Source organism: Ruegeria sp. HKCCA0370 (assembly GCF_013033705.1).
Taxonomy (GTDB): domain Bacteria; phylum Pseudomonadota; class Alphaproteobacteria; order Rhodobacterales; family Rhodobacteraceae; genus Ruegeria.
Window position 1 is genome coordinate 1046209 of sequence record NZ_WQEP01000001.1, and the last position, 18461, is coordinate 1064669.

Sequence of the window (18461 nt, forward strand, 5' to 3'; positions counted from 1 at the left end):
AGCGGCGGATCATTCTTTTCGTTTGGCGCGCGGCTGAGGTCTGGTCGGGATTTCTTTCAACAATCCTCCGACCCCCATTCCGGCAATATCCGATCCGGTCGTTTCGATCCCGCAGGCAACCCGTGACAGAACCCAATCCGCCCCGTTCAGCGCCGGAGATCGTGCGCACCCGGGCAACCCGATCACCGGTCGATCCTGCATCGCACCCAGAAACAGCAGGTTTCCCGGATCAACCGGCATCCCGAACCGATCCACCCGCCCGCCGGCAAGCCGAACAGCAGACGGGGCAACATCGTCCGGATCCGAGGTCGCGGATCCGGTCAGGATCATGAGCAGATCACCGGTCGCTCTGGTAACCGCCTTGGCCAGCGCATCCACGCGATGCGGCACGATCTGCACATCACACAAATCCAGACCCAGGGCTTCGGTCCGTCCGCGAATGGCGGCGATCCCCTTGTCGTTGGGCGGGCCGCCGGGGATATCCGTGACGATCAAACCTGCCGTCTTGTGAACGGGTCTTACCAGGCGCACGGCCCCTTGCGCCAAATTGGCGGCCCGCCGAACATCAGCCTCTGGCACGGCATATGAGATGACCTTGATGGTGGCGACCATGCCCTTCGGGCCCATCTGCTGGTATTGCGGAACCGTCGCAACCGTGATCATCGGGTTGACCTGATTGAACATTTCCAGCGCATCCACATCCAGAACCGCCACGCCCGGCCCGTCCGCCAACAGGTTGACCCGGCCGGTGAACGCGTCTGTCACGCGCAGATTGGCCGACGCCGCATCTGGCGCAAGTGCCGCGGCCAAACGACGTGCGGCCTCGTCTTCGTGACAATCGCCGGGTTCAAGGCGCGCAACGATCACTTCGCGGATGTCCGCCTGCGTCAACTGCGCTATATGCTCTGCCTGCAGTGACAGCCCCTTGCGCAGCTTTTGACCGTCAGCTGTCACCGAATGGGCCAGAATGGCGCCTTTTGCTTCGGAGACGGGTACCGGACCAAACCTCATGCCTTACCTCGCAGAACGGCCGTCATCTGCGCCAGAATTGCAACGGCAATCTCGGATGGGCCGGCAGCCCCGATATCCAACCCGATTGGCCCATGAATCCTCGAGATTTGCTGTTGGCTGAAACCGGCTGCTTTCATACGCTCGACGCGTTTGGCGTGGGTACGTGTCGATCCCAATGCACCAATGTAAAACACACCCGCATCCAGTGCAGCTTGCAATGCCGGATCATCCAGCTTTGGATCATGTGTCAGCAGGACAATTGCGGTGCGCGCATCCAACCCGAGTTTTGCAACGGCCACATCCGGCCAATCCGCAAGGATCGTTTCGCCTGGAAAACGGGCGCTGGATGCAAACGCGTCGCGCGGGTCTATTATGGCCGGATCATACCCGGCAATTCGCGCCATCGGCACCAATGCCTGTGCGATATGCACCGCACCAACAACGATCAATCGCAGCGGCGGGTTGTGAACAGCCACAAAGGTCTGACCATCTTCTTCAAAACCAGACCGATCCATGCGCAGCCGTTCCGCATAGGCGTTTCGACGCAAGGCTCTGTGCCCGGTATCGATATTGACTTCGTAAGCGATTGGTTCACGCGCTGCGCGGGCTGCAACCAGTTCCGCAAGCATCGGTTCAGGCAGCACCTTTCCAACGGGTTCGACAAGAACGCGAATGGTCCCGCCACAGGCCAGCCCGACCGCAAATGCATCTTCGTCGCTCACTCCGAATTCCAGCAAGCGGGCCTCGCCTTCGTCAATGGCCTCAAGCGCCTCGACGATCACCGCGCCTTCGACACAGCCGCCCGACACAGAGCCTTCGATCCGGCCATCGCCGCCGATAACCAGCTGAGAACCCACCCGGCGTGGAGCGCTGCCCCAGGTTTCGACAACCGTGGCAAGCGCGGCGCCGCTGCCATTGCGGTGCCACTTCAATGCCGTTTCCGGGCTGTTGTCGAATCGTTCCATCAGGACCTCCAGACGTCATCTGTCTCCAACATAGGCAGGATTGGCGGGATGAAAAGCGCAACGCCCTTGTCAAAACGTCTATGTTGAACCCTGCAAGCCGATGCTAAAGCCTGAACAATATTCAATAAATCATAGTATTGATTGTTATGGGCCCGGGTTTTAGCTTGTGCGGGCAGCGGGCCAGTTGCCCAAGCTGCATACCAAACACATTTTTTCGGAGACAAGCAGTTGAAACATTATCTTGCACTGGGCGCAGTGGTTGGCCTTTTGACTTCGACCGCAGCGTGGGCTGACACATTCGAACGTTATGGAGAGGTCGAGGGCTGGAAAGTCTTCATCGACAACGAAAAGAAATCCTGCCTGATCGAGGCCGTGGACGATGCGGAAAACGTCGTTCAGATGGGCCTGACCGAAGATCGCGGCGTGGGGTATGTGGGGGTATTCACCAAAGCCGATACCGACATCAAACGTGGCGAAACCCAAGAAGTGGCCATCCTGATCGGGGACAACATCTATCTGGGTGAAGCCACAGGTATGAAAGGCAACATCACCAAGGGTTATTCCGGCGGCTATGTTCTGTCAGACAACCCTCAATTCGCGGATGATCTAGCCAAGAAAAAGGTCATGATCGTGTTCCCCGAGACATCCTATGCATTTACCGTCGATCTGACCGGCACCTACAAGGCCATGGAAATGGCCCGGAAGTGCAACGAAGAACAGTTGTCGTAACGGTCTATTCGGAAAGCGCGGCCATCAGCCGTGCTTTCTGCCCCTGGTCGTCAGGTTGTGAAATCACGGCGGCCAGATCCTCGAGCGAGGCAATCGAGTGCCCTGCCCTGAAACTGTCGACATGGGGCAGCATGGCCGCCACCCCCTGGGCCTTGGGGGCAAACCCGTCCCAGCGCAGCAGAGGGTTCAGCCAGATCAGGCGTTTGGAGGACAGGTGCAGCCGCTCGATCTCTTTCTCAAGGCTCTCAGAGTCACCCCGTTCCAAACCGTCGGTGATCAAAAGAACAACCGCACCTTGCCCCATAACACGTCTTGACCAGTCTCTGTTGAACTGATGCAGACAGTCGCCGATGCGCGTGCCCCCCTCCCAATCCTGTGCCTCGGCCCCGGCAGCGGCGAGCGCTGCGTCAACATCCCGATGATGCAAATGGCGGGTTATGTTGGTCAGGCGCGTGCCGAACGTGAAGGCATGAACCTTGGCCCAACCTGCCCCCTTGGCGTTCGAGACCGCGTGCAGGAAATGCAGAATGACTCGGCTGTATTGGCTCATCGAACCCGAAATATCGGAAAGCGCAACAAGATTTGGCCACCGAGGTTTAGGCTGTAGTCGGGCGATATCACGCAATTCGCCCCCTTGCCGCATGGCAGCGCGCAAGGTGCGGGCACGATCGATACGGTGCCCCAGATGGCTGGCCTGTCCGCGGCGCGATTCAATGGGTTTGACCGGCAGGGTCATCCGCGCCAATACGCGTTTGGCTTGCGCGATTTCTGCGGTGCTCATCTGTTCGAAGTCCAGGTTGCGAAGACGCTCTTCGGACGATGCCGTTTGCGTGGCGTCAATCTCGATTTCGGTTTCGCCTTCATCTTGCGCAGCCGGCTGGGGCGCGTCACGTTCGACTCCATCCAGCAGGGCCTCGGCTGCGCGCTTTTCACCGGCATCCGCCTTGCGCTCCTCTTGCACGCCCCGAATGGCAGGAAGCATCATGGCCATCATGTGTTCCATGTATCGCGGGTCGCGCCAGTACATTCGGAAGACCTGCGCAAACACCGTGCGATGTTCGGGGCGGTTCACGAAACAGGCGTGCAGCGTCCAGTAGAAATCCCGTTTCTGGGTAAAACCCGCGGCTTGTACCGCACGAATTGCATCGATCACCCGCCCTGGACCAATCGGCAGCCCCGCCTTCCGCAGCGCGCGGGCAAAATGGGTGATGTTCTGCGCCAGCTTCGGGTTGTCGGGAATCTCCAGCGGGATTTGCTCGGCCATAGCGCGTCAGGCCGGTTCAAGCGTCGCTTTGGCCTCATCCAGAATGCGCTTGGCCTCAGACCCTTGCAGCTTCTGGATGTCGTCCTGATATTTCAGAATCGCCCCCAGCGTGTCACCGATCACCTCGGGGCTAAGGTTCATCACGTCCAGCGCCAGCAGACATTTGGCCCAGTCAATGGTTTCGGCCACGCCGGGTTTCTTGAACAGATCCTCGGTGCGCAGACGCTGAACGAAAGCCACGACTTCGCGGCTGAGCGCATCGGCGGCCTCGGGCGCGCGCGCGTGCAGAATTTCGATCTCGCGTTCGAAATCGGGATAATCGACCCAGTGATACAGGCAGCGACGCTTGAGGGCATCGTGCACTTCGCGGGTCCGGTTCGACGTGACAATCACAATGGGTGGTTGGGGTGCTGCAACGGTGCCCAGTTCAGGGATCGTGACCTGAAAATCACTGAGAGCTTCCAGCAGAAAGGCTTCGAACGGTTCATCGGTCCGGTCCAGTTCGTCGATCAGAAGAACCGGTGCTCCGTTTTCGTCGGGGCGCATTGCTTGCAGCAAGGGGCGTTCGATCAGGTATTCATCCGAAAACAGTTCCGCCTGCAACGCGCCCCGGTCGGCCCCGCCCGAAGCTTCGGCCGTTCGGATCGCAACCATCTGCGCCGGAAAGTTCCATTCGTAAACGGCCGAGGACGCGTCCAGACCTTCGTAGCACTGCAACCGGATCAAACGGCGGTTCAGACCGGATGCCAGCGCCTTGGCGATTTCCGTCTTTCCAACTCCGGCTTCGCCTTCCAGAAACAACGGGCGTCCAAGCTTGAGCGACAGGAACACAACCGTGGCAAGGGCCCGCCCGCAGACATAGCCCTGACGTCCCAGCATCTGCTGCACGGCATCGATGGAATTTGGCTGCGTCATGGAAATCCTCTCTACTTCGCCGACAAACAGGTCACGCAAGCGCCTTTGCGTCAAGGCCCTAGCCCCTGTCAGGGCTACGACGTTCCGGTTGGTTGACAAGTTTTTTCGGCAACTCGTACCGGGCTGGTTGGTCTTTCGGAGCAGCTATGCTAGCGGAAGGCCATGACTGATACCCTCACGATCCGCCGCCCCGACGATTGGCATCTGCATCTGCGCGATGGCGCCATGTTGCAGGCCGTTCTGCCCGAAACTGCACGTCATTTCGCCCGTGCAATCATAATGCCGAACCTCGTGCCGCCGGTTGTGCGCGGGGATCAGGCCGCCACTTATCGCGACAGAATCCTGGCCGCCCTGCCCGACGGCATGGTGTTCGAGCCACTGATGACCCTGTACCTGACCGAGGATACAGATGCGCAGGACGTCGCCGCCGCCCATGCCAGCGGGCTGATAAAAGCGGTCAAGCTGTACCCCGCAGGGGCCACGACCAATTCGGCCTCGGGCGTGCGTGACTTTGACAAAGTGCGCCCGGTTCTGGAGAAAATGGCCGAGATCGGCCTGCCCATGTGTGTCCATGGTGAAGTGACTGACGCCGAGATCGACATCTTTGACCGCGAGGCCGTGTTCATCGACCGCGTTCTGGACCCAATCCGAAAATCGACGCCGGGTCTGCGCGTGGTGATGGAACATATCACCACGTCCAATGGCGTGGACTATGTCAAAGCCAACGAAACGGATCTGGGTGCGACGATCACCGCGCACCACCTGATCATCAACCGCAACCATATTCTGGTGGGCGGGATCAAACCGCATTACTATTGCCTGCCGGTCGCCAAGCGCGAGGAACATCGCCAGGCTTTGCTGGCTGCCGCCACCTCGGGCGACCCGAGGTTCTTCCTGGGCACGGACAGCGCTCCGCACACGGATGCAAACAAAGAAATGGCCTGCGGCTGTGCGGGGTGTTTCACCGCGACGAATACCATGTCTCTGGTGGCCGAGATGTTCGACCGCGAAGGTGCACTGGACAAGCTCGAGGCGTTCGTCTCGCTCAACGGGCCGGGCTTTTACCGCCTGCCTGTGAACGAAGAGACGATTACCCTGACCAAAGGCGAGCCGGTTGCATACCCGTCAAAGATCGACACGGGCGATGGACCTGTCACGTTGTTCGACCCCGGTTTTCCGCTGCACTGGCGCGTGGCTTAACCCGCCATACGTTCGGCCAGATCACGGGCGCGACCGCCGGTGCGCAGCATCGACCAGATCGCGTCCGCCTCATCCGTTCCGATCAGCTTCGACGCTTTGGCGCGCACACGATCCTCGCGGTCAGACCGCGACATTGGGGTCAGCAGGTCATGCGTCGCCTCGCGGCGGATACCGTCGCGACGCAACAAGGCCAGATGCGCCTGCGTTTCCGACAGGTTTTCATCCGCTTCGACCGTGATGCGATCTTGCAGAGACGTAATGCGCGGGTCCGCGCAGACCTTGTCGGTGTAGCTGCCCGGCAAAGCCGTATCATACCCCAGCGCCTGCATCGCGATGACCGTCCGGTAAGAGAACTTGGCCCCCAGCCCGGTTGTGGGCGAAAGCTGATTGCACACACTCATCCAACGGGGATGGGTTTTGATTTTGATCTCGGCCACTTCGGGTTCCGCGATGTCTAGCGCGCGCGCCGCCTCCAACGCCGCGTGCAGGCCGTGACAACAGGCGTGGAATTTGTGGCTGACTGTTTCGAACAACCATTCATCACCCAAACCATCCAGCGCGCCTTGATCCGCTGCACCCTGATGGGTCGCGCCAAATCCATACGTGCCTTCCAGCGCGTCGGCGTTGGGTTGAAATCCACGCTGAACAAGCACAGTCGCCTCGACCCCTGCCGAAGCGGCAAGCCCAGCATTGTAAGGCTTGCCCATTGTTCCGAACTGGGCCTTCAGCCCGGCCGCGCGCGTTGCCGTCAAACCCAATACGGACCGCATTTGAACCTTGTCGAATCCAAGCAACCGCCCCGCGGCGACAGCGGCTCCGAATGCACCGGATGTCGCTGTCTGGTGAAACCCGGCCTGATAATGCCCCCTGCCCAGCCACAGGCCGACACGGATTGACGTTTCCATACCGACCAGCGCGGCTTCGAGCAGATCAACCAGAATGCGGTCATCCCACTCGGCAACGGCAAGGGTCGCAGGCAGGATGGCGACTGACGGATGCCCGATATGCGCGAAATGCGTGTCATCGTAATCCAGCGCGTGGGATATGGTTCCATTCACCAAAGCTGCGCCGCGCAATGGGGCCGCGCCCCCTCCGAACAGATGGGCCTGAGCGTTCCCGCCCTCGGCCAGAACCATATCGCGTACTATGCAGGATACCGGCTCGGACGCCCCTGCACGACCAACCGCCATCCAATCCAGAACGGACAGCGACGTGACAATCCGCGCTTGAGCCGTCGTTGAAACCGGGCCCGCCGCGAAGGTGGCCAATGCTGCTGTGAAATCCGTCATGAGCGCAGTCTAGCGTGCGCCCTTGCCGCGTAAAGACCTAGCCGTAGAGTTCTTTCGCACGCGCCTCGAATGCGCGGACGATCCGCTGCATGGCTTCGTTGAACACAACGCCGATGATCCCCTGAAGGATGGCGTTCTTGAATTCGAAATCCACATGGAACGAGATGTTGCACCCCCCGTCGGGCGCGTCCTCGAACTGCCAGTCGGATTTCATGTATTTGAAAGGCCCGTCCAGATACTCGGTATCGATCTTTTTCTGATCGGAAAACAGGGTCACCCGGCTGCCGAACCGTTCGCGGAACACTTTGAACGAGATGACCAGATCGGCCTCCATCACCTCGGCCTCACCAACCGCATAGGTCTTGCGGATCCGGGCCGCGGCGCACCAGGGCAGAAACTTTGGGTAGCTGCCCACATCCGCAACAAGATCATACATCTGCTGGGCTGTGTATGGCAGGTGGCGGGTTTCCGAATGGATTGGCATGATGTCCGGTATTTGCAGGTGACAATGGCGCGTCATGTCGTATGTTGCGCGCCAAAGATCAAGGGGGCTGCGATGACTAACCGCGCATATGTGATAGATGAGATGATCTCGGCCAAGGCCATCGCGGCGCGGATCGAAGAGTTATGCCGCGAAATCACGGATGAGTTCGGCGATACCGACAAGCTTGTCGTCGTGGGATTGCTGCGCGGCAGTTTCGTTTTCATCGCCGATCTGGTGCGGGAACTGGACCTGCCGATCGAAGTGGATTTCCTTGAGGCGTCCTCGTATGGCGATTCGATGGAGAGCAGCCGGGAAGTGCGCATTCTCAAGGACTTGCGCGGCGCCATCGAAGGCCGCGACGTGCTGGTGGTCGAAGACATCGTCGACACCGGGCACACGCTGAACCACGTCACCAACCTGCTGCGCAGCCGCAAGCCGAAACGGCTCAAGTCGATTGCCCTGCTCGACAAACCCAGCCGTCGCGAAGTTGATTTCCGGTCAGACTGGATAGGCTTTGAAATTCCGGATGAATTCGTCGTGGGTTACGGGATCGATTACGCTCAGCGCAACCGCAACCTGCCGTTTATCGGTAAAGTCCGGTTCACCGAGGACTAGCCGCACTTTACCCAGGCAATTTGAGTGGCTACCCAGCGCCTCAAATTCAAAACACCGAATAATAATAGACAAACTTATTCGCGCGCCCTTACTCTTTCTGTCAGCACGGGAGGATTATGGATGAAGCGTGTAGTTGCGACAGCTGTTGTCGTTATGGCGATCGTGGCACTTGCAAGTTCGGGTGCTGCAAAAGACAACAAGGGCAAAGGGCAAGGTGCCAATAAAAACAAGGTAGAGAAATCCATCAAGTCAAACGGCAAAGCCGTACCGCCCGGTCAAATCAAAAGATACACGCGCGGGCAGAAGCTGCCGGGTGATCTGAGTTTTGACTATATCGACGATCTCGACAACTGGAAGCTCAAGCCTTTGGGGCCCGGCCAGCGCTATATCCGGGTGGATGATGAAATACTCTCGATATCTGATGATACAAAGACAGTTATAGAAGCCGTTGGAATCGTTGGTGATCTGGTCAAATAAGTGGATCGTGACTAGCAGGTTTTGCCAAGCACGGCATCAATCGCGCTCAGGAAAATCCCGGTTCCAATCGGAATAAGCGCATCCGGGAAATCGTAATCCGGGTTGTGCAGTTGCGGATGGTCCTGCCCCGCCCCCAACCAGAACATGGCCGCCTGCGCGCCTTTGCCAAATTGGCCGAAGTCTTCGGAAAAACGCTGTGGCTGATCGACCAGCCTGCACGCGACGCCCCGATCGGCACAGGCTTTGGCCAAAACCGAAACGGTTTCACGGTCATTGACGCAGGCTCCGAACACCTCGTCATAGCTGATTTCGAACGCCAGACCTTCGGCCTCCGCCGTCTTTCTGACCAGAGTTTCGGCCTCTGCCATCAGGCTTTCCATCCGCGCGTCCGAAACCGTGCGCAGGGTTACCCACAGTTCGGCTTGCCCCGGTGCGACACCGACTGTGCGCTCGCCCAGTGTGGCGTGGGTGACCGTGGTCAAAGCGTAGGTGTCATCCAAGTCGCCACCCGCCCCCAAGTTGGCCAATGCCGGAATCAACGTGGACAAAGCACCTGCCGGTGACACGCCGTCCTGAGGGGCGGCTGCGTGTGAGGTTTTGCCTGTCAGAACGATTTGCATCCCGCGCGAAGCACAATTCGCGGGACCTTCACACAGTTCCACCGCCCCCAGTTCCAGCCCCGGCAAATTATGCAGAGACAGCACGATGTCAGGGGAAACCTCAGCGAACTGAGGATCGGCCCGATAAGCAATCGCACCATGTCCGGTTTCCTCGGCGGGTTGGAAGATCAGAACCACGCGGCCAGATTTTGGGCGCTGTTCCTTCAACGCCTCCGCCAGCCCGAGAACCATCACCATGTGGCCATCATGGCCGCACAGATGCCCCTTGCCTGCAATCCGAGATGTATATTCCAGATCCGAGAGTTCCTGAATTGGCAGCCCATCCAGTTCGCATCGAATTCCAACTGTGGGGCCGGGAACACCGCTTTCGTAAACGGCCGCAACACCGTGCCCGCCGATGCCACACAAAACCCTGTCCGCACCCGCTTGGCGCAAAAGATCCGCAACCCGCGCCGCGGTATTCTCCTCCTGCCCCGAAAGCTCTGGCTGTTGATGAAACTCGTGGCGCAGGCGGATGAGCTGCGCGATCCGCTCTGGCGTCACGCTTGCTGTAGCTTTGCTTGCCGGGCCGCGCGAAGCCGAGCGAAATCGTCACCCGCGTGGTACGAAGACCGGGTCAGAGGCGTTGCGGATACCATCAGGAACCCCTTGCCATAGGCCGCCTTTTCGTAAGATGCGAATTCTTCCGGGGTTACGAACCGATCCACTCCGTGATGTTTCGGAGTCGGTTGCAGATACTGGCCGATGGTCAGGAAATCGATATCCGCCGCGCGCATGTCATCCATGACCTGGCGCACTTGCTGTTCGTTTTCGCCCAACCCGACCATGATGCCCGATTTGGTGAAGATCGACGGATCAAGCTCTTTCACCCGCTGTAGCAGGCGCAGGGAATGAAAGTACCGCGCACCCGGGCGCACTTCGGGGTAGAGACCCGGCACCGTTTCCAGATTGTGGTTGAACACATCCGGTTTCGCTTCGACCACAATCTCAAGGACCGTGCTGTCGCATTTCAGGAAGTCCGGCGTCAGAATCTCGATCGTGGTTTTCGGAGAACGATGACGTACCGCGCGAATTGTCTGCGCAAAGTGCTCGGCCCCGCCGTCTTGCAGGTCGTCACGGTCCACCGAGGTGATCACCACGTGGTTCAGGCCAAGTTTTTCGACCGCATGGGCCACGCGACCGGGTTCAAACGCGTCAAGATCGTCGGGGCGACCGGTTGCGATGTTGCAGAAGGTGCAGCCGCGCGTACAAATCTCGCCCATGATCATCATGGTGGCATGACCTTGGCTCCAGCATTCTCCTACGTTGGGGCACCCCGCTTCTTCGCAGACCGTCACCAGATTGTTGTCGCGCATGATCCGCCGCGTATCCGCATAGCCCTTGCCACCGGGTGCCTTGACCCTGATCCAGTTCGGCTTTTTGGGCTGTGCATTGTCCGGACGATGGGCTTTTTCCGGATGGCGCTCTTCGGGGATCTTCAGATCTCGCACGGTCGTTTTCCTGACTTTGGGTCAACTCTTCTTGCTCATAACATAGTCAGAAGCGCGGTGTTAGACCAGCGGCGCATAGCCGCTATGCGTTGTACCCTCGCAAGCGCAGAAATACATCATGCGCGTATTCGTATTTGCAATTTAATTTCAACATCTAGCAAGACGTTGGCCTTATTCGCAATCGCAGCGTTTACGCGATTGAATGCGGTTTAGAACTGTTTTAATTCACACCTAAATCACATGTGAATCACAGGAGTTTGACTATGAAAACCGGCGCAAAACTGCCCGACGTGACCTTTCACACCCGTGTCCGTGACGATTCCATCGAAGGACCAAACCCATTCCGTTGGGAAGACAAGACGACAGCTGACTATTTCGCCGGTAAGCGCGTAATCCTGTTCTCATTGCCGGGTGCGTTCACCCCGACCTGTTCGACTTATCAGCTGCCTGGGTTTGAGAACGGCTATGCCGATTTCAAGGCCATGGGGATCGACGAAATATACTGCATGTCCGTCAACGACAGTTTCGTGATGAACAAATGGGCCCAGGATCAGGACCTGAAGAACGTGAAAGTCATCCCCGACGGATCGGGGGAGTTCACCCGGAAAATGGGCATGTTGGTCGACAAGGACAATCTGGGTTTCGGAATGCGCTCGTGGCGCTATGCGGCCATCGTCAATGATGGCGTTGTCGAGGCGTGGTTCGAAGAGCCCGGCCTGATGGATAATTGCCCGGAAGATCCCTATGGCGTGTCCTCGCCGGAAAACCTGATGAAACACCTGAAGGCGTCAGCAGAACCTGAAATGGCCTAAGCCTCAAATCCAAAGAAAAGGCCCGTATACACCGGGCCTTTTTTCTGATCAGCCGATCATCCGATCTCGTTCCGCCTGTTCCTGATAATGCCGTTTCAGCCGTTGCAGGGCGATCCTCAGGACGATTTTGCCGGACCGCGCTGACCAACCCATTCGCTTTTCCGCCAGCTCCAACCCTTCCAGATAGCAACAGCATCGCAACGCAACATCACTCAGACCCGGTCCCAGGTCGGACAAGGCCCGTGCAACGCGGTCCTTCGCATCAGAAGCCCCCTTTCCTCCATGGCTTTCACTGTCAAAGCTGCTTCGACCACCTGTCGTCAGAAAACGATCCCAGTTCTGCGAAACCTGAGGGCCGATCTGTGCCAGCTCAAAATCTTCGCGCAAGCGCTCGCCGGCGCTGACGAGTGAGTCATCCAGAAACGGTTTTCCGTCACGATCCCGTCTGCGCGACAATGCTATCAGCGGGCTTTCCGCAGCACTGTACCGAATGCGTTTGACCCGCTCGGCGGACCCGCCCGAAGGCTTGCCCTGAAAGCTACTCTGAGCTTCGGCAAAACCAAAGTCAGTCCCGGCACGTGCCTTGTTTTCTGCCTTGGCGATCAAATGGCTTAGCGCCGTTCGTCCCGCTGCGGAAATCCGATATCGCGAAATGCGTCCGGGATTGTCGCAGGTGATCCAGTCTTTCAAAGCCAAGGCCTGCGCGATCCTGCATTCTACGACTGCGGTTCTTGTAGCCCCGGCATTGCCGGTGTCGCGTACGACGACCGCCTTGTCCATTTCCTCGGCCACGGCAAGGACCGAACCCGTCTCGCTCAGGCGGCGCAACACACGCAGTGCCTCATTTTCAAATTCTTCTTCAGCCGCGTTTTCTGACCCGCTTGCCGGGCCGTCGGCGCACTCCGAAGCGGAAAAATGTGTCTCTGCGAGCGATTGCAAGGCCGCATCCACCAATGGATCGTCGCGGCGCATTTCGATGCGTCGAATTTGCCTGAGGATAGTCGACGCATGGCACCCGGCTGATCGCGCGATATCGCGGATCGAGCGACCGGTCTCGGTATGAGCAAGGTATCTTTGCGCCCCTTCTGGAACCCATGCCGGAATGGTGAAAGCCATGTTGTTTTCCATAATTATTTGCCCTCGTCGACAAAACAAACTGCCACTTTTCGCCCTCGGAATGTGGGTTAACCAAATCTAACTAGAGGTCCATTCGTTACTCGTTCGTTAACCACACAAGGCAAGAACCAGATTTGATTCAAAAAGATAAACAGTCGTGAAACCATCGTTCGGGGAGACTCTGACCAAGGCAACACCCGCTTAAGTTGTGCAAAAACAGGATCCATCAATTTCCGAAAAAAGGACACATAACATGCAGGACCTGATGACAATGATCGCAACCCTCCGCCGCCCACGCATGTTGGCGCGTGCTGCCAGATTCGGGGCGCGGGATTACAATCGGGACAGGCATCTGCAACGCATTCTGGGATACGGCTCGCTGCCCGGTTCAGGTCAGGCGCTGCTGCGTTTGCTCGAGATGGAGAAAGAGGTAAATGAACTGCGAAAAGAAGATGATGCCGCCTACTCATTGGTGCGGCATCTGGATCTGCTTATTGCGCTGTTGGGTGAGGCGCAGCTGTATCAGGCCAGCCGCGCCTCGGTTCTTCAATAATCAGGCGAAAGCATCCGGCATGGAGGCCTTTTTCTCGGCGATATAGGCTTCCAGCGCCGCCGCGGTATCCGGGTCCATCTGTGGTTGCTGATAATTGGCCAGCAAATGTTCTACTCGCGCCGTGGCCAAAGCCCGCGTGTCACGCGCACCCTCTTCCTGCCAGGTTTCATATGGCTTGTAGTCCAGCACTTCGGATTTCCAGAAGGATTCCTTGAAGTTGGCCTGCGTATGGGCACAGCCGAGATAGTGACCACCCGGCCCTACTTCGCGGATTGCGTCCATGGCCTGCGCGTTTTCATCATAGGCCACGCCCTTGGCCAGTGAATGCAGCACTCCCAACTGATCCGCATCCATGACGAACTTCTCGAAATCGGCGACCAGACCGCCTTCCAGCCAGCCGCAGGAATGCAGCATGAAGTTCACGCCCGAAAGCAGACCCATGTTCAGCGAATTCGCTGTTTCGTAGGCCGCCTGCGCATCCGGCAGTTTCGAGCCGCAGAACGACCCTGCCGAGCGGTATGGCAGGTTCAGACGACGCGCCAGCTGGCCTGCACCATACGTGATATGCGCGGCTTCTGGTGTGCCGAAGGTGGGTGCGCCCGAGTTCATATCGATCGACGTCACGAACGCGCCGAAAATCGCAGGAGCACCCGGACGGATGATCTGGCTGTAGGCAACACCGGCCATGACCTCGGCCAGAACCTGGGTCAAAGTACCGGCCACCGAGACCGGCGCCATCGCTCCACCCACGATGAAGGGCGAGATGATGCAGGCCTGATTGTTGCGCGCATAAACTTCCAACGACCCCATCATCACATCGTCGAATGTCATCGGCGAGTTGATGTTGGTCAGCGAGGTCATCACGGTGTTTTCCTGCACGAACTCCTTGCCGAACAGGATTTCGCACATTTCAACTGAATCCTGTGCCCGGCTGGGATCGGTCACCGAGCCCATGAATGGTTTGTCCGACAGGGTCATATGCGCCTTCAACATGTCCAGATGGCGCTTGTTCACCGGAATGTCGGTCGGCTCGCACACCGTACCGCCCGAGTGGTGCAACCACTTGGACATGTAGGCAAGTTTCACGAACTTGTTGAAATCGTCCATGGTTGCATAGCGTCGACCACCCTGTGCATCACGCACGAACGGAGGACCGTAAACCGGGGCCAGAACCATGTTGCGGCCACCGATCACAACCGATTTTTCGGGGTTGCGGGCGTGCTGGGTAAACTGGCTGGGAGCTGTCTTGATCAGTTCACGCGCCAGACCACGCGGGATGCGCACACGCTCTCCGTCAATATCTGCGCCCGCGTCACGCCACCGTTCCAAAGCTGTTGGATTGTCGACAAAGTTGACGCCGATTTCTTCCAACACGGTTTCAGCGTTGTTTTCGATAATCTCAAGCGCCTCTTCGTTGAGGATCTCGAAATTCGGAATGTTGCGTTCGATGTATTTCGCAGTCTCGATACGAACTGCGGTACGCTCGGCACGGCGGGCAGCGCCACCGCCACCTCTCGCCCTGCGCCGGGTGTTTGCCTCTGCCATGAGAAAATCCCGTCTGATTGGTTAGATTGAGCGTTTTGATACAGGTTTGCCGGAACTCAAGCATAGGGATTGCGGCGCTCTGGGGGGAAAAGCGACATTGCCGCCCCACCAAGAAGCAACCGGTCAGTCAGGATCGACCGCCAACGCTTTCTCCATGGTAAGGCCGCTGCCCGCCTGATCCGTCACTTTCCAGCCCATGTGCCGATACATCGCAATCGTGTCTTTCATCATTTTATGAGTTCGCAACTTCAACTTGGATAGTTTGCGCAACATTGCCTCTTCTTCGGCAAACTGCATCAATCGCCGCGCAACCCCCTGCCCTTGGGCTTCGGGCGCAACCGCAAGGTTGAACACCATGATTGCGTCGTCAACCTGGTCAAAAACGATGACCCCGACTATACCGCCGGATATCGCAAGCACGACGCGGTGGGTCTTGATGTCATCCGCGATTCCGGCAGTAACGTCCGGCAGATCTTCGATCCGGCTTATTGCATTTGCATAAGCCCTTTCCAGGCACCGCGTTACCTCATCCGCATCCACCACAGCAGCCGTTCTGAACTCGATCTTTGACATGGCACCTGATCTTTCCGCCGGTTTGACTCAGCTTTTGCTCCAAATGACGCCATACCGCTTGCACATGCAAGGCTTGCAACTTATGAGCCGGTTATGACCCAGACATCCCACGACCGCCTTCTGATCATCGACTTCGGCAGCCAGGTTACGCAGCTTATCGCCCGCCGCCTGCGCGAGCTGAATGTCTATTGTGAAATTCACCCTTACCAGAATGTCACGATGGGTTTCGTGCGGGAAATGGCGCCACGCGCCGTGATTTTCTCGGGCGGCCCGGACAGCGTGACGCGCGAGGGCTCGCCCCGCGCCCCGCAAGAGATTTTTGATTACGGCGTTCCGATTCTGGGCATCTGCTATGGCCAGCAGGTGATGATGCATCAGCTTGGCGGCAAGGTCGAAAGCGGCCATGGCACAGCCGAGTTTGGTCGGGCCTTTGTTACACCGAAAGACAAACTGGATATCCTGGAAGGCTGGTTCGCGGACGGCGATGAACAAGTCTGGATGAGCCATGGCGACCATGTCAGTGAAATCGCACCGGGGTTCGAGGTATTCGGAACCTCGCCCAACGCACCTTATGCGATCACGGCCGATCCATCGCGGCACTTCTATGCCGTGCAGTTTCACCCCGAGGTACACCATACGCCAAAAGGCGCGAAACTGTATGAGAACTTCGTAAAGCTGGCCGGGTTCAAGGGCGACTGGACCATGGGTGCCTATCGCGAAGAGATGATCCGCAAGATCCGCGAACAAGTTGGAGACAAAAAGGTCATTTGCGGATTGTCCGGTGGCGTCGACAGCTCGGTTGCCGCGATCCTTATTCACGAAGCAATCGGGGATCAGCTGACTTGCGTCTTTGTCGACCATGGGCTGCTGCGCAAGAATGAAGCCGAAGAAGTCGTTGGCATGTTCCGGGACAACTACAACATTCAGTTGATCCACGCCGACGAATCCGAGTTGTTCCTTGGCGAACTGGAAGGTCAGAGCGACCCCGAGACCAAACGCAAAATCATCGGAAAACTGTTCATCGATGTGTTCCAGAAACACGCCGATACCATCGACGGCGCCGAATTCCTGGCTCAGGGCACTCTCTATCCCGATGTGATCGAATCGGTGTCGTTCTCGGGCGGGCCTTCCGTAACGATCAAGTCCCACCACAACGTGGGTGGCCTGCCGGAAAAGATGGGCTTGAAACTGGTCGAACCGCTGCGTGAATTGTTCAAGGATGAGGTCCGCGCCTTGGGTCGCGAGCTTGGTCTGCCGCAGAGCTTCATCGGGCGCCACCCCTTCCCCGGACCGGGTCTGGCCATTCGCTGCCCAGGCGAGATCACCCGCGAAAAGCTGGAGATTCTGCGCGAGGCCGACGCGATCTACATCGATCAGATCCGCAAACACGGGCTTTATGATGACATCTGGCAGGCTTTCGTCGCCATCCTTCCCGTCCGCACCGTCGGCGTGATGGGCGACGGGCGCACCTATGACTATGCCTGTGCGTTGCGGGCCGTCACCTCGGTCGATGGGATGACGGCGGATTACTATCCGTTCAGCCATGAGTTCCTTGGCGAAACGGCAACCCGGATCATCAACGAGGTCAAAGGCATCAACCGGTGCACATATGACGTCACCTCGAAACCCCCCGGAACCATCGAGTGGGAATGATCCGGTAAAACGCAACCTCGGTCGACGCCAAAACGACCCGATCCCGGGAAATCTGCCCTAGTCGTGCCTGAAAAAGCCGGGCACGGCCTTGAACCTGACGCTTCATAAGCGTTTCAATGATTCAACGAATTCAATCTTATTGATCGCGTAGCGAAAGCCCCGGTACCGGGGCCGCGACCGCGCGGCCAGGCCGGGGTGCGGTACGTGAATCAGACACAAAAAAACACATTCAAGGCCGCCTTGTGGATGACCGGAGCCATCGCGTCCTTCTCCTCGATGGCGGTTGCCGGTCGCGAATTGAGCCTCGTGCACGACACCTTCGAGATCATGATGTATCGAAGCCTCGTCGGGTTTCTTGTTGTCGCCCTCGTACTCACGGCCACAGGAGGTTGGATTCAGGTTTCCACGCAACGCCTGGGGTTGCACGCCCTGCGAAACACCCTGCATTTCACAGGGCAGAATCTTTGGTTCTATGCGGTCGCTGTTGCGCCTCTGGCGCAGGTATTCGCGCTGGAATTCACACAGCCGCTTTGGGTGATCCTGCTGTCGCCGCTGCTGCTGAACGAACGTCTGACGCCCCTCAAAATAACGGCAGCACTTATCGGTTTTGCTGGTGTTCTGATTGTCACGCGCCCAGGCAGTGCGCCTTTAAGCCCTGGCCTTGCTACCGCAGCCGCGTCTGCGATTTTCTTCGCATTTACAACGATTACAACAAAAAACCTCACTCGTTTTGCCAGCATCGGGTGCATCGTTTTCTGGCTTACTTCCATGCAGGCGGTGCTTGGGGCCATCGCAGCCGGTTTTGATGGGCAGATTGCCTTGCCCACGGCGCAAACCGCTCCGTTTTTGGTTCTGGTCGGTCTGGCGGGGCTGCTGGCACATTTCTGCATTACCAACGCGCTGGCGATCGCCCCGGCGACAGTTGTGATCCCATTTGATTTTGCGAGGCTTCCGACCATCGCTGTGGTCGGAATGATCCTGTACCACGAACCCATTGACCATTGGGTTCTGATCGGTGCGGCGATCATCTTTTCAGGAATATTCCTGAATATCTGGTCTGAAAGCCGTAACAGTTTAGCAACAGTTGAAAACAGTAGTCGCAATACGTAACGCACCGTCACCAGTTGACCTTAAAGTAACCAAAAAGAGA

19 protein-coding genes are annotated in these 18461 nt (G+C 58.0%); 8 read left to right on the top strand and 11 right to left on the bottom strand.

Going from position 1 to position 18461, the window contains the following annotated elements:
* Positions 1-9: 9 nt before the first annotated feature.
* Positions 10-1011: a molybdopterin-binding protein gene (locus tag GOW31_RS05300; protein WP_171168375.1), complete on the bottom strand. Its 1002-nt coding sequence runs from the start codon at positions 1009-1011 to the stop codon at positions 10-12.
* Positions 1008-1976 (bottom strand): XdhC family protein, encoded by a 969-nt coding sequence (locus tag GOW31_RS05305; protein WP_171168376.1) that lies wholly within the window; start codon positions 1974-1976, stop codon positions 1008-1010. The genes GOW31_RS05300 and GOW31_RS05305 overlap by 4 nt, the downstream gene beginning before the upstream one ends.
* Before the next feature lie 228 nt (positions 1977-2204).
* Between GOW31_RS05305 and GOW31_RS05310 the strand changes: the two genes are divergently transcribed.
* Entirely contained in the window at positions 2205-2705 is a 501-nt protein-coding gene (locus GOW31_RS05310; RefSeq protein ID WP_152457825.1) for a hypothetical protein, read from the top strand.
* 4 nt (positions 2706-2709) lie between these two features.
* On the opposite strand, the gene GOW31_RS05315 is transcribed toward GOW31_RS05310, so the two are convergent.
* The gene (locus GOW31_RS05315; protein ID WP_171168378.1) at positions 2710-3969 is read right to left on the bottom strand and encodes a VWA domain-containing protein; all 1260 of its coding nucleotides are present in this window, start codon (positions 3967-3969) and stop codon (positions 2710-2712) included.
* A 6-nt stretch (positions 3970-3975) separates the two neighbouring features.
* On the bottom strand, positions 3976-4884 hold the full coding sequence (locus GOW31_RS05320) for a MoxR family ATPase (protein ID WP_152457823.1): 909 nt from the start codon (positions 4882-4884) through the stop codon (positions 3976-3978).
* Positions 4885-5046: 162 nt separating this feature from the next.
* Between GOW31_RS05320 and pyrC the strand changes: the two genes are divergently transcribed.
* Positions 5047-6084 carry a dihydroorotase gene (gene pyrC, locus GOW31_RS05325; RefSeq protein ID WP_171168379.1) on the top strand — a complete coding sequence of 346 codons (1038 nt, stop codon included), beginning with the start codon at positions 5047-5049 and terminating at the stop codon, positions 6082-6084.
* On the opposite strand, the gene GOW31_RS05330 is transcribed toward pyrC, so the two are convergent.
* Both GOW31_RS05330 and GOW31_RS05335 read right to left on the bottom strand, forming a co-directional pair.
* Positions 6081-7373, bottom strand: coding sequence for an MmgE/PrpD family protein (locus tag GOW31_RS05330; RefSeq protein WP_171168381.1), 1293 nt, complete (start codon positions 7371-7373; stop codon positions 6081-6083). The two genes, pyrC and GOW31_RS05330, sit on opposite strands and share 4 nt — an antisense overlap.
* A gap of 37 nt (positions 7374-7410) precedes the next feature.
* Entirely contained in the window at positions 7411-7857 is a 447-nt protein-coding gene (locus GOW31_RS05335) for a type II toxin-antitoxin system RatA family toxin (RefSeq protein WP_117869114.1), read from the bottom strand.
* A gap of 72 nt (positions 7858-7929) precedes the next feature.
* On the opposite strand from GOW31_RS05335, the gene hpt reads away from it, so the two are divergent.
* Both hpt and GOW31_RS05345 read left to right on the top strand, forming a co-directional pair.
* On the top strand, positions 7930-8472 hold the full coding sequence (gene hpt / locus GOW31_RS05340) for a hypoxanthine phosphoribosyltransferase (protein ID WP_152457820.1): 543 nt from the start codon (positions 7930-7932) through the stop codon (positions 8470-8472).
* 24 nt (positions 8473-8496) lie between these two features.
* Complete coding sequence (locus tag GOW31_RS05345) at positions 8497-8949, top strand: hypothetical protein (RefSeq protein WP_171168383.1); 453 nt, start codon at positions 8497-8499, stop codon at positions 8947-8949.
* Between the two features lie 11 nt (positions 8950-8960).
* Here GOW31_RS05345 and GOW31_RS05350 read toward each other — a convergent pair whose 3' ends face one another.
* Both GOW31_RS05350 and lipA read right to left on the bottom strand, forming a co-directional pair.
* Positions 8961-10112: an amidohydrolase gene (locus GOW31_RS05350; RefSeq protein WP_171168385.1), complete on the bottom strand. Its 1152-nt coding sequence runs from the start codon at positions 10110-10112 to the stop codon at positions 8961-8963.
* Positions 10109-11059, bottom strand: a complete 951-nt coding sequence (gene lipA / locus GOW31_RS05355) for a lipoyl synthase (RefSeq protein ID WP_171116194.1) — start codon at positions 11057-11059, stop codon at positions 10109-10111. Before lipA ends, GOW31_RS05350 begins: the two co-directional genes overlap by 4 nt.
* Before the next feature lie 263 nt (positions 11060-11322).
* On the opposite strand from lipA, the gene GOW31_RS05360 reads away from it, so the two are divergent.
* Positions 11323-11871 carry a peroxiredoxin gene (locus GOW31_RS05360; protein ID WP_171168387.1) on the top strand — a complete coding sequence of 183 codons (549 nt, stop codon included), beginning with the start codon at positions 11323-11325 and terminating at the stop codon, positions 11869-11871.
* Between the two features lie 48 nt (positions 11872-11919).
* Here GOW31_RS05360 and GOW31_RS05365 read toward each other — a convergent pair whose 3' ends face one another.
* Complete coding sequence (locus GOW31_RS05365) at positions 11920-12999, bottom strand: DUF6456 domain-containing protein (RefSeq protein WP_152457815.1); 1080 nt, start codon at positions 12997-12999, stop codon at positions 11920-11922.
* Positions 13000-13240: 241 nt separating this feature from the next.
* Between GOW31_RS05365 and GOW31_RS05370 the strand changes: the two genes are divergently transcribed.
* Complete coding sequence (locus GOW31_RS05370; protein ID WP_152457814.1) at positions 13241-13540, top strand: DUF6477 family protein; 300 nt, start codon at positions 13241-13243, stop codon at positions 13538-13540.
* Here the strand turns inward: GOW31_RS05370 and GOW31_RS05375 are convergent, their stop codons facing one another.
* Both GOW31_RS05375 and GOW31_RS05380 read right to left on the bottom strand, forming a co-directional pair.
* A complete protein-coding gene (locus tag GOW31_RS05375; protein ID WP_171168389.1) occupies positions 13541-15085 on the bottom strand; it encodes a trimethylamine methyltransferase family protein in 1545 nt (514 codons plus the stop codon).
* A gap of 123 nt (positions 15086-15208) precedes the next feature.
* Entirely contained in the window at positions 15209-15658 is a 450-nt protein-coding gene (locus GOW31_RS05380) for an N-acetyltransferase (RefSeq protein WP_171168391.1), read from the bottom strand.
* Positions 15659-15751: 93 nt separating this feature from the next.
* Here GOW31_RS05380 and guaA point away from each other — a divergent pair, with 93 nt between their 5' ends.
* Positions 15752-17311: a glutamine-hydrolyzing GMP synthase gene (gene guaA / locus GOW31_RS05385; RefSeq protein ID WP_171168393.1), complete on the top strand. Its 1560-nt coding sequence runs from the start codon at positions 15752-15754 to the stop codon at positions 17309-17311.
* A gap of 246 nt (positions 17312-17557) precedes the next feature.
* Positions 17558-18421 carry a DMT family transporter gene (locus GOW31_RS05390; RefSeq protein ID WP_171168686.1) on the top strand — a complete coding sequence of 288 codons (864 nt, stop codon included), beginning with the start codon at positions 17558-17560 and terminating at the stop codon, positions 18419-18421.
* Positions 18422-18461 lie beyond the last annotated feature (40 nt).

What these genes read in the sequence shown, in the direction of transcription:
- GOW31_RS05300 (WP_171168375.1), bottom strand. Translation starts at nt 1,011, where the DNA reads ATGAGGTTTGGTCCGGTACCCGTCTCCGAAGCAAAAGGCGCCATTCTG.
- GOW31_RS05305 (WP_171168376.1), bottom strand. Translation starts at nt 1,976, where the DNA reads ATGGAACGATTCGACAACAGCCCGGAAACGGCATTGAAGTGGCACCGC.
- GOW31_RS05315 (WP_171168378.1), bottom strand. Translation starts at nt 3,969, where the DNA reads ATGGCCGAGCAAATCCCGCTGGAGATTCCCGACAACCCGAAGCTGGCG.
- GOW31_RS05320 (WP_152457823.1), bottom strand. Translation starts at nt 4,884, where the DNA reads ATGACGCAGCCAAATTCCATCGATGCCGTGCAGCAGATGCTGGGACGT.
- pyrC (WP_171168379.1), top strand. Translation starts at nt 5,047, where the DNA reads ATGACTGATACCCTCACGATCCGCCGCCCCGACGATTGGCATCTGCAT.
- GOW31_RS05330 (WP_171168381.1), bottom strand. Translation starts at nt 7,373, where the DNA reads ATGACGGATTTCACAGCAGCATTGGCCACCTTCGCGGCGGGCCCGGTT.
- GOW31_RS05335 (WP_117869114.1), bottom strand. Translation starts at nt 7,857, where the DNA reads ATGCCAATCCATTCGGAAACCCGCCACCTGCCATACACAGCCCAGCAG.
- hpt (WP_152457820.1), top strand. Translation starts at nt 7,930, where the DNA reads ATGACTAACCGCGCATATGTGATAGATGAGATGATCTCGGCCAAGGCC.
- GOW31_RS05360 (WP_171168387.1), top strand. Translation starts at nt 11,323, where the DNA reads ATGAAAACCGGCGCAAAACTGCCCGACGTGACCTTTCACACCCGTGTC.
- GOW31_RS05365 (WP_152457815.1), bottom strand. Translation starts at nt 12,999, where the DNA reads ATGGAAAACAACATGGCTTTCACCATTCCGGCATGGGTTCCAGAAGGG.
- GOW31_RS05370 (WP_152457814.1), top strand. Translation starts at nt 13,241, where the DNA reads ATGCAGGACCTGATGACAATGATCGCAACCCTCCGCCGCCCACGCATG.
- GOW31_RS05375 (WP_171168389.1), bottom strand. Translation starts at nt 15,085, where the DNA reads ATGGCAGAGGCAAACACCCGGCGCAGGGCGAGAGGTGGCGGTGGCGCT.
- GOW31_RS05380 (WP_171168391.1), bottom strand. Translation starts at nt 15,658, where the DNA reads ATGTCAAAGATCGAGTTCAGAACGGCTGCTGTGGTGGATGCGGATGAG.
- guaA (WP_171168393.1), top strand. Translation starts at nt 15,752, where the DNA reads ATGACCCAGACATCCCACGACCGCCTTCTGATCATCGACTTCGGCAGC.
- GOW31_RS05390 (WP_171168686.1), top strand. Translation starts at nt 17,558, where the DNA reads ATGACCGGAGCCATCGCGTCCTTCTCCTCGATGGCGGTTGCCGGTCGC.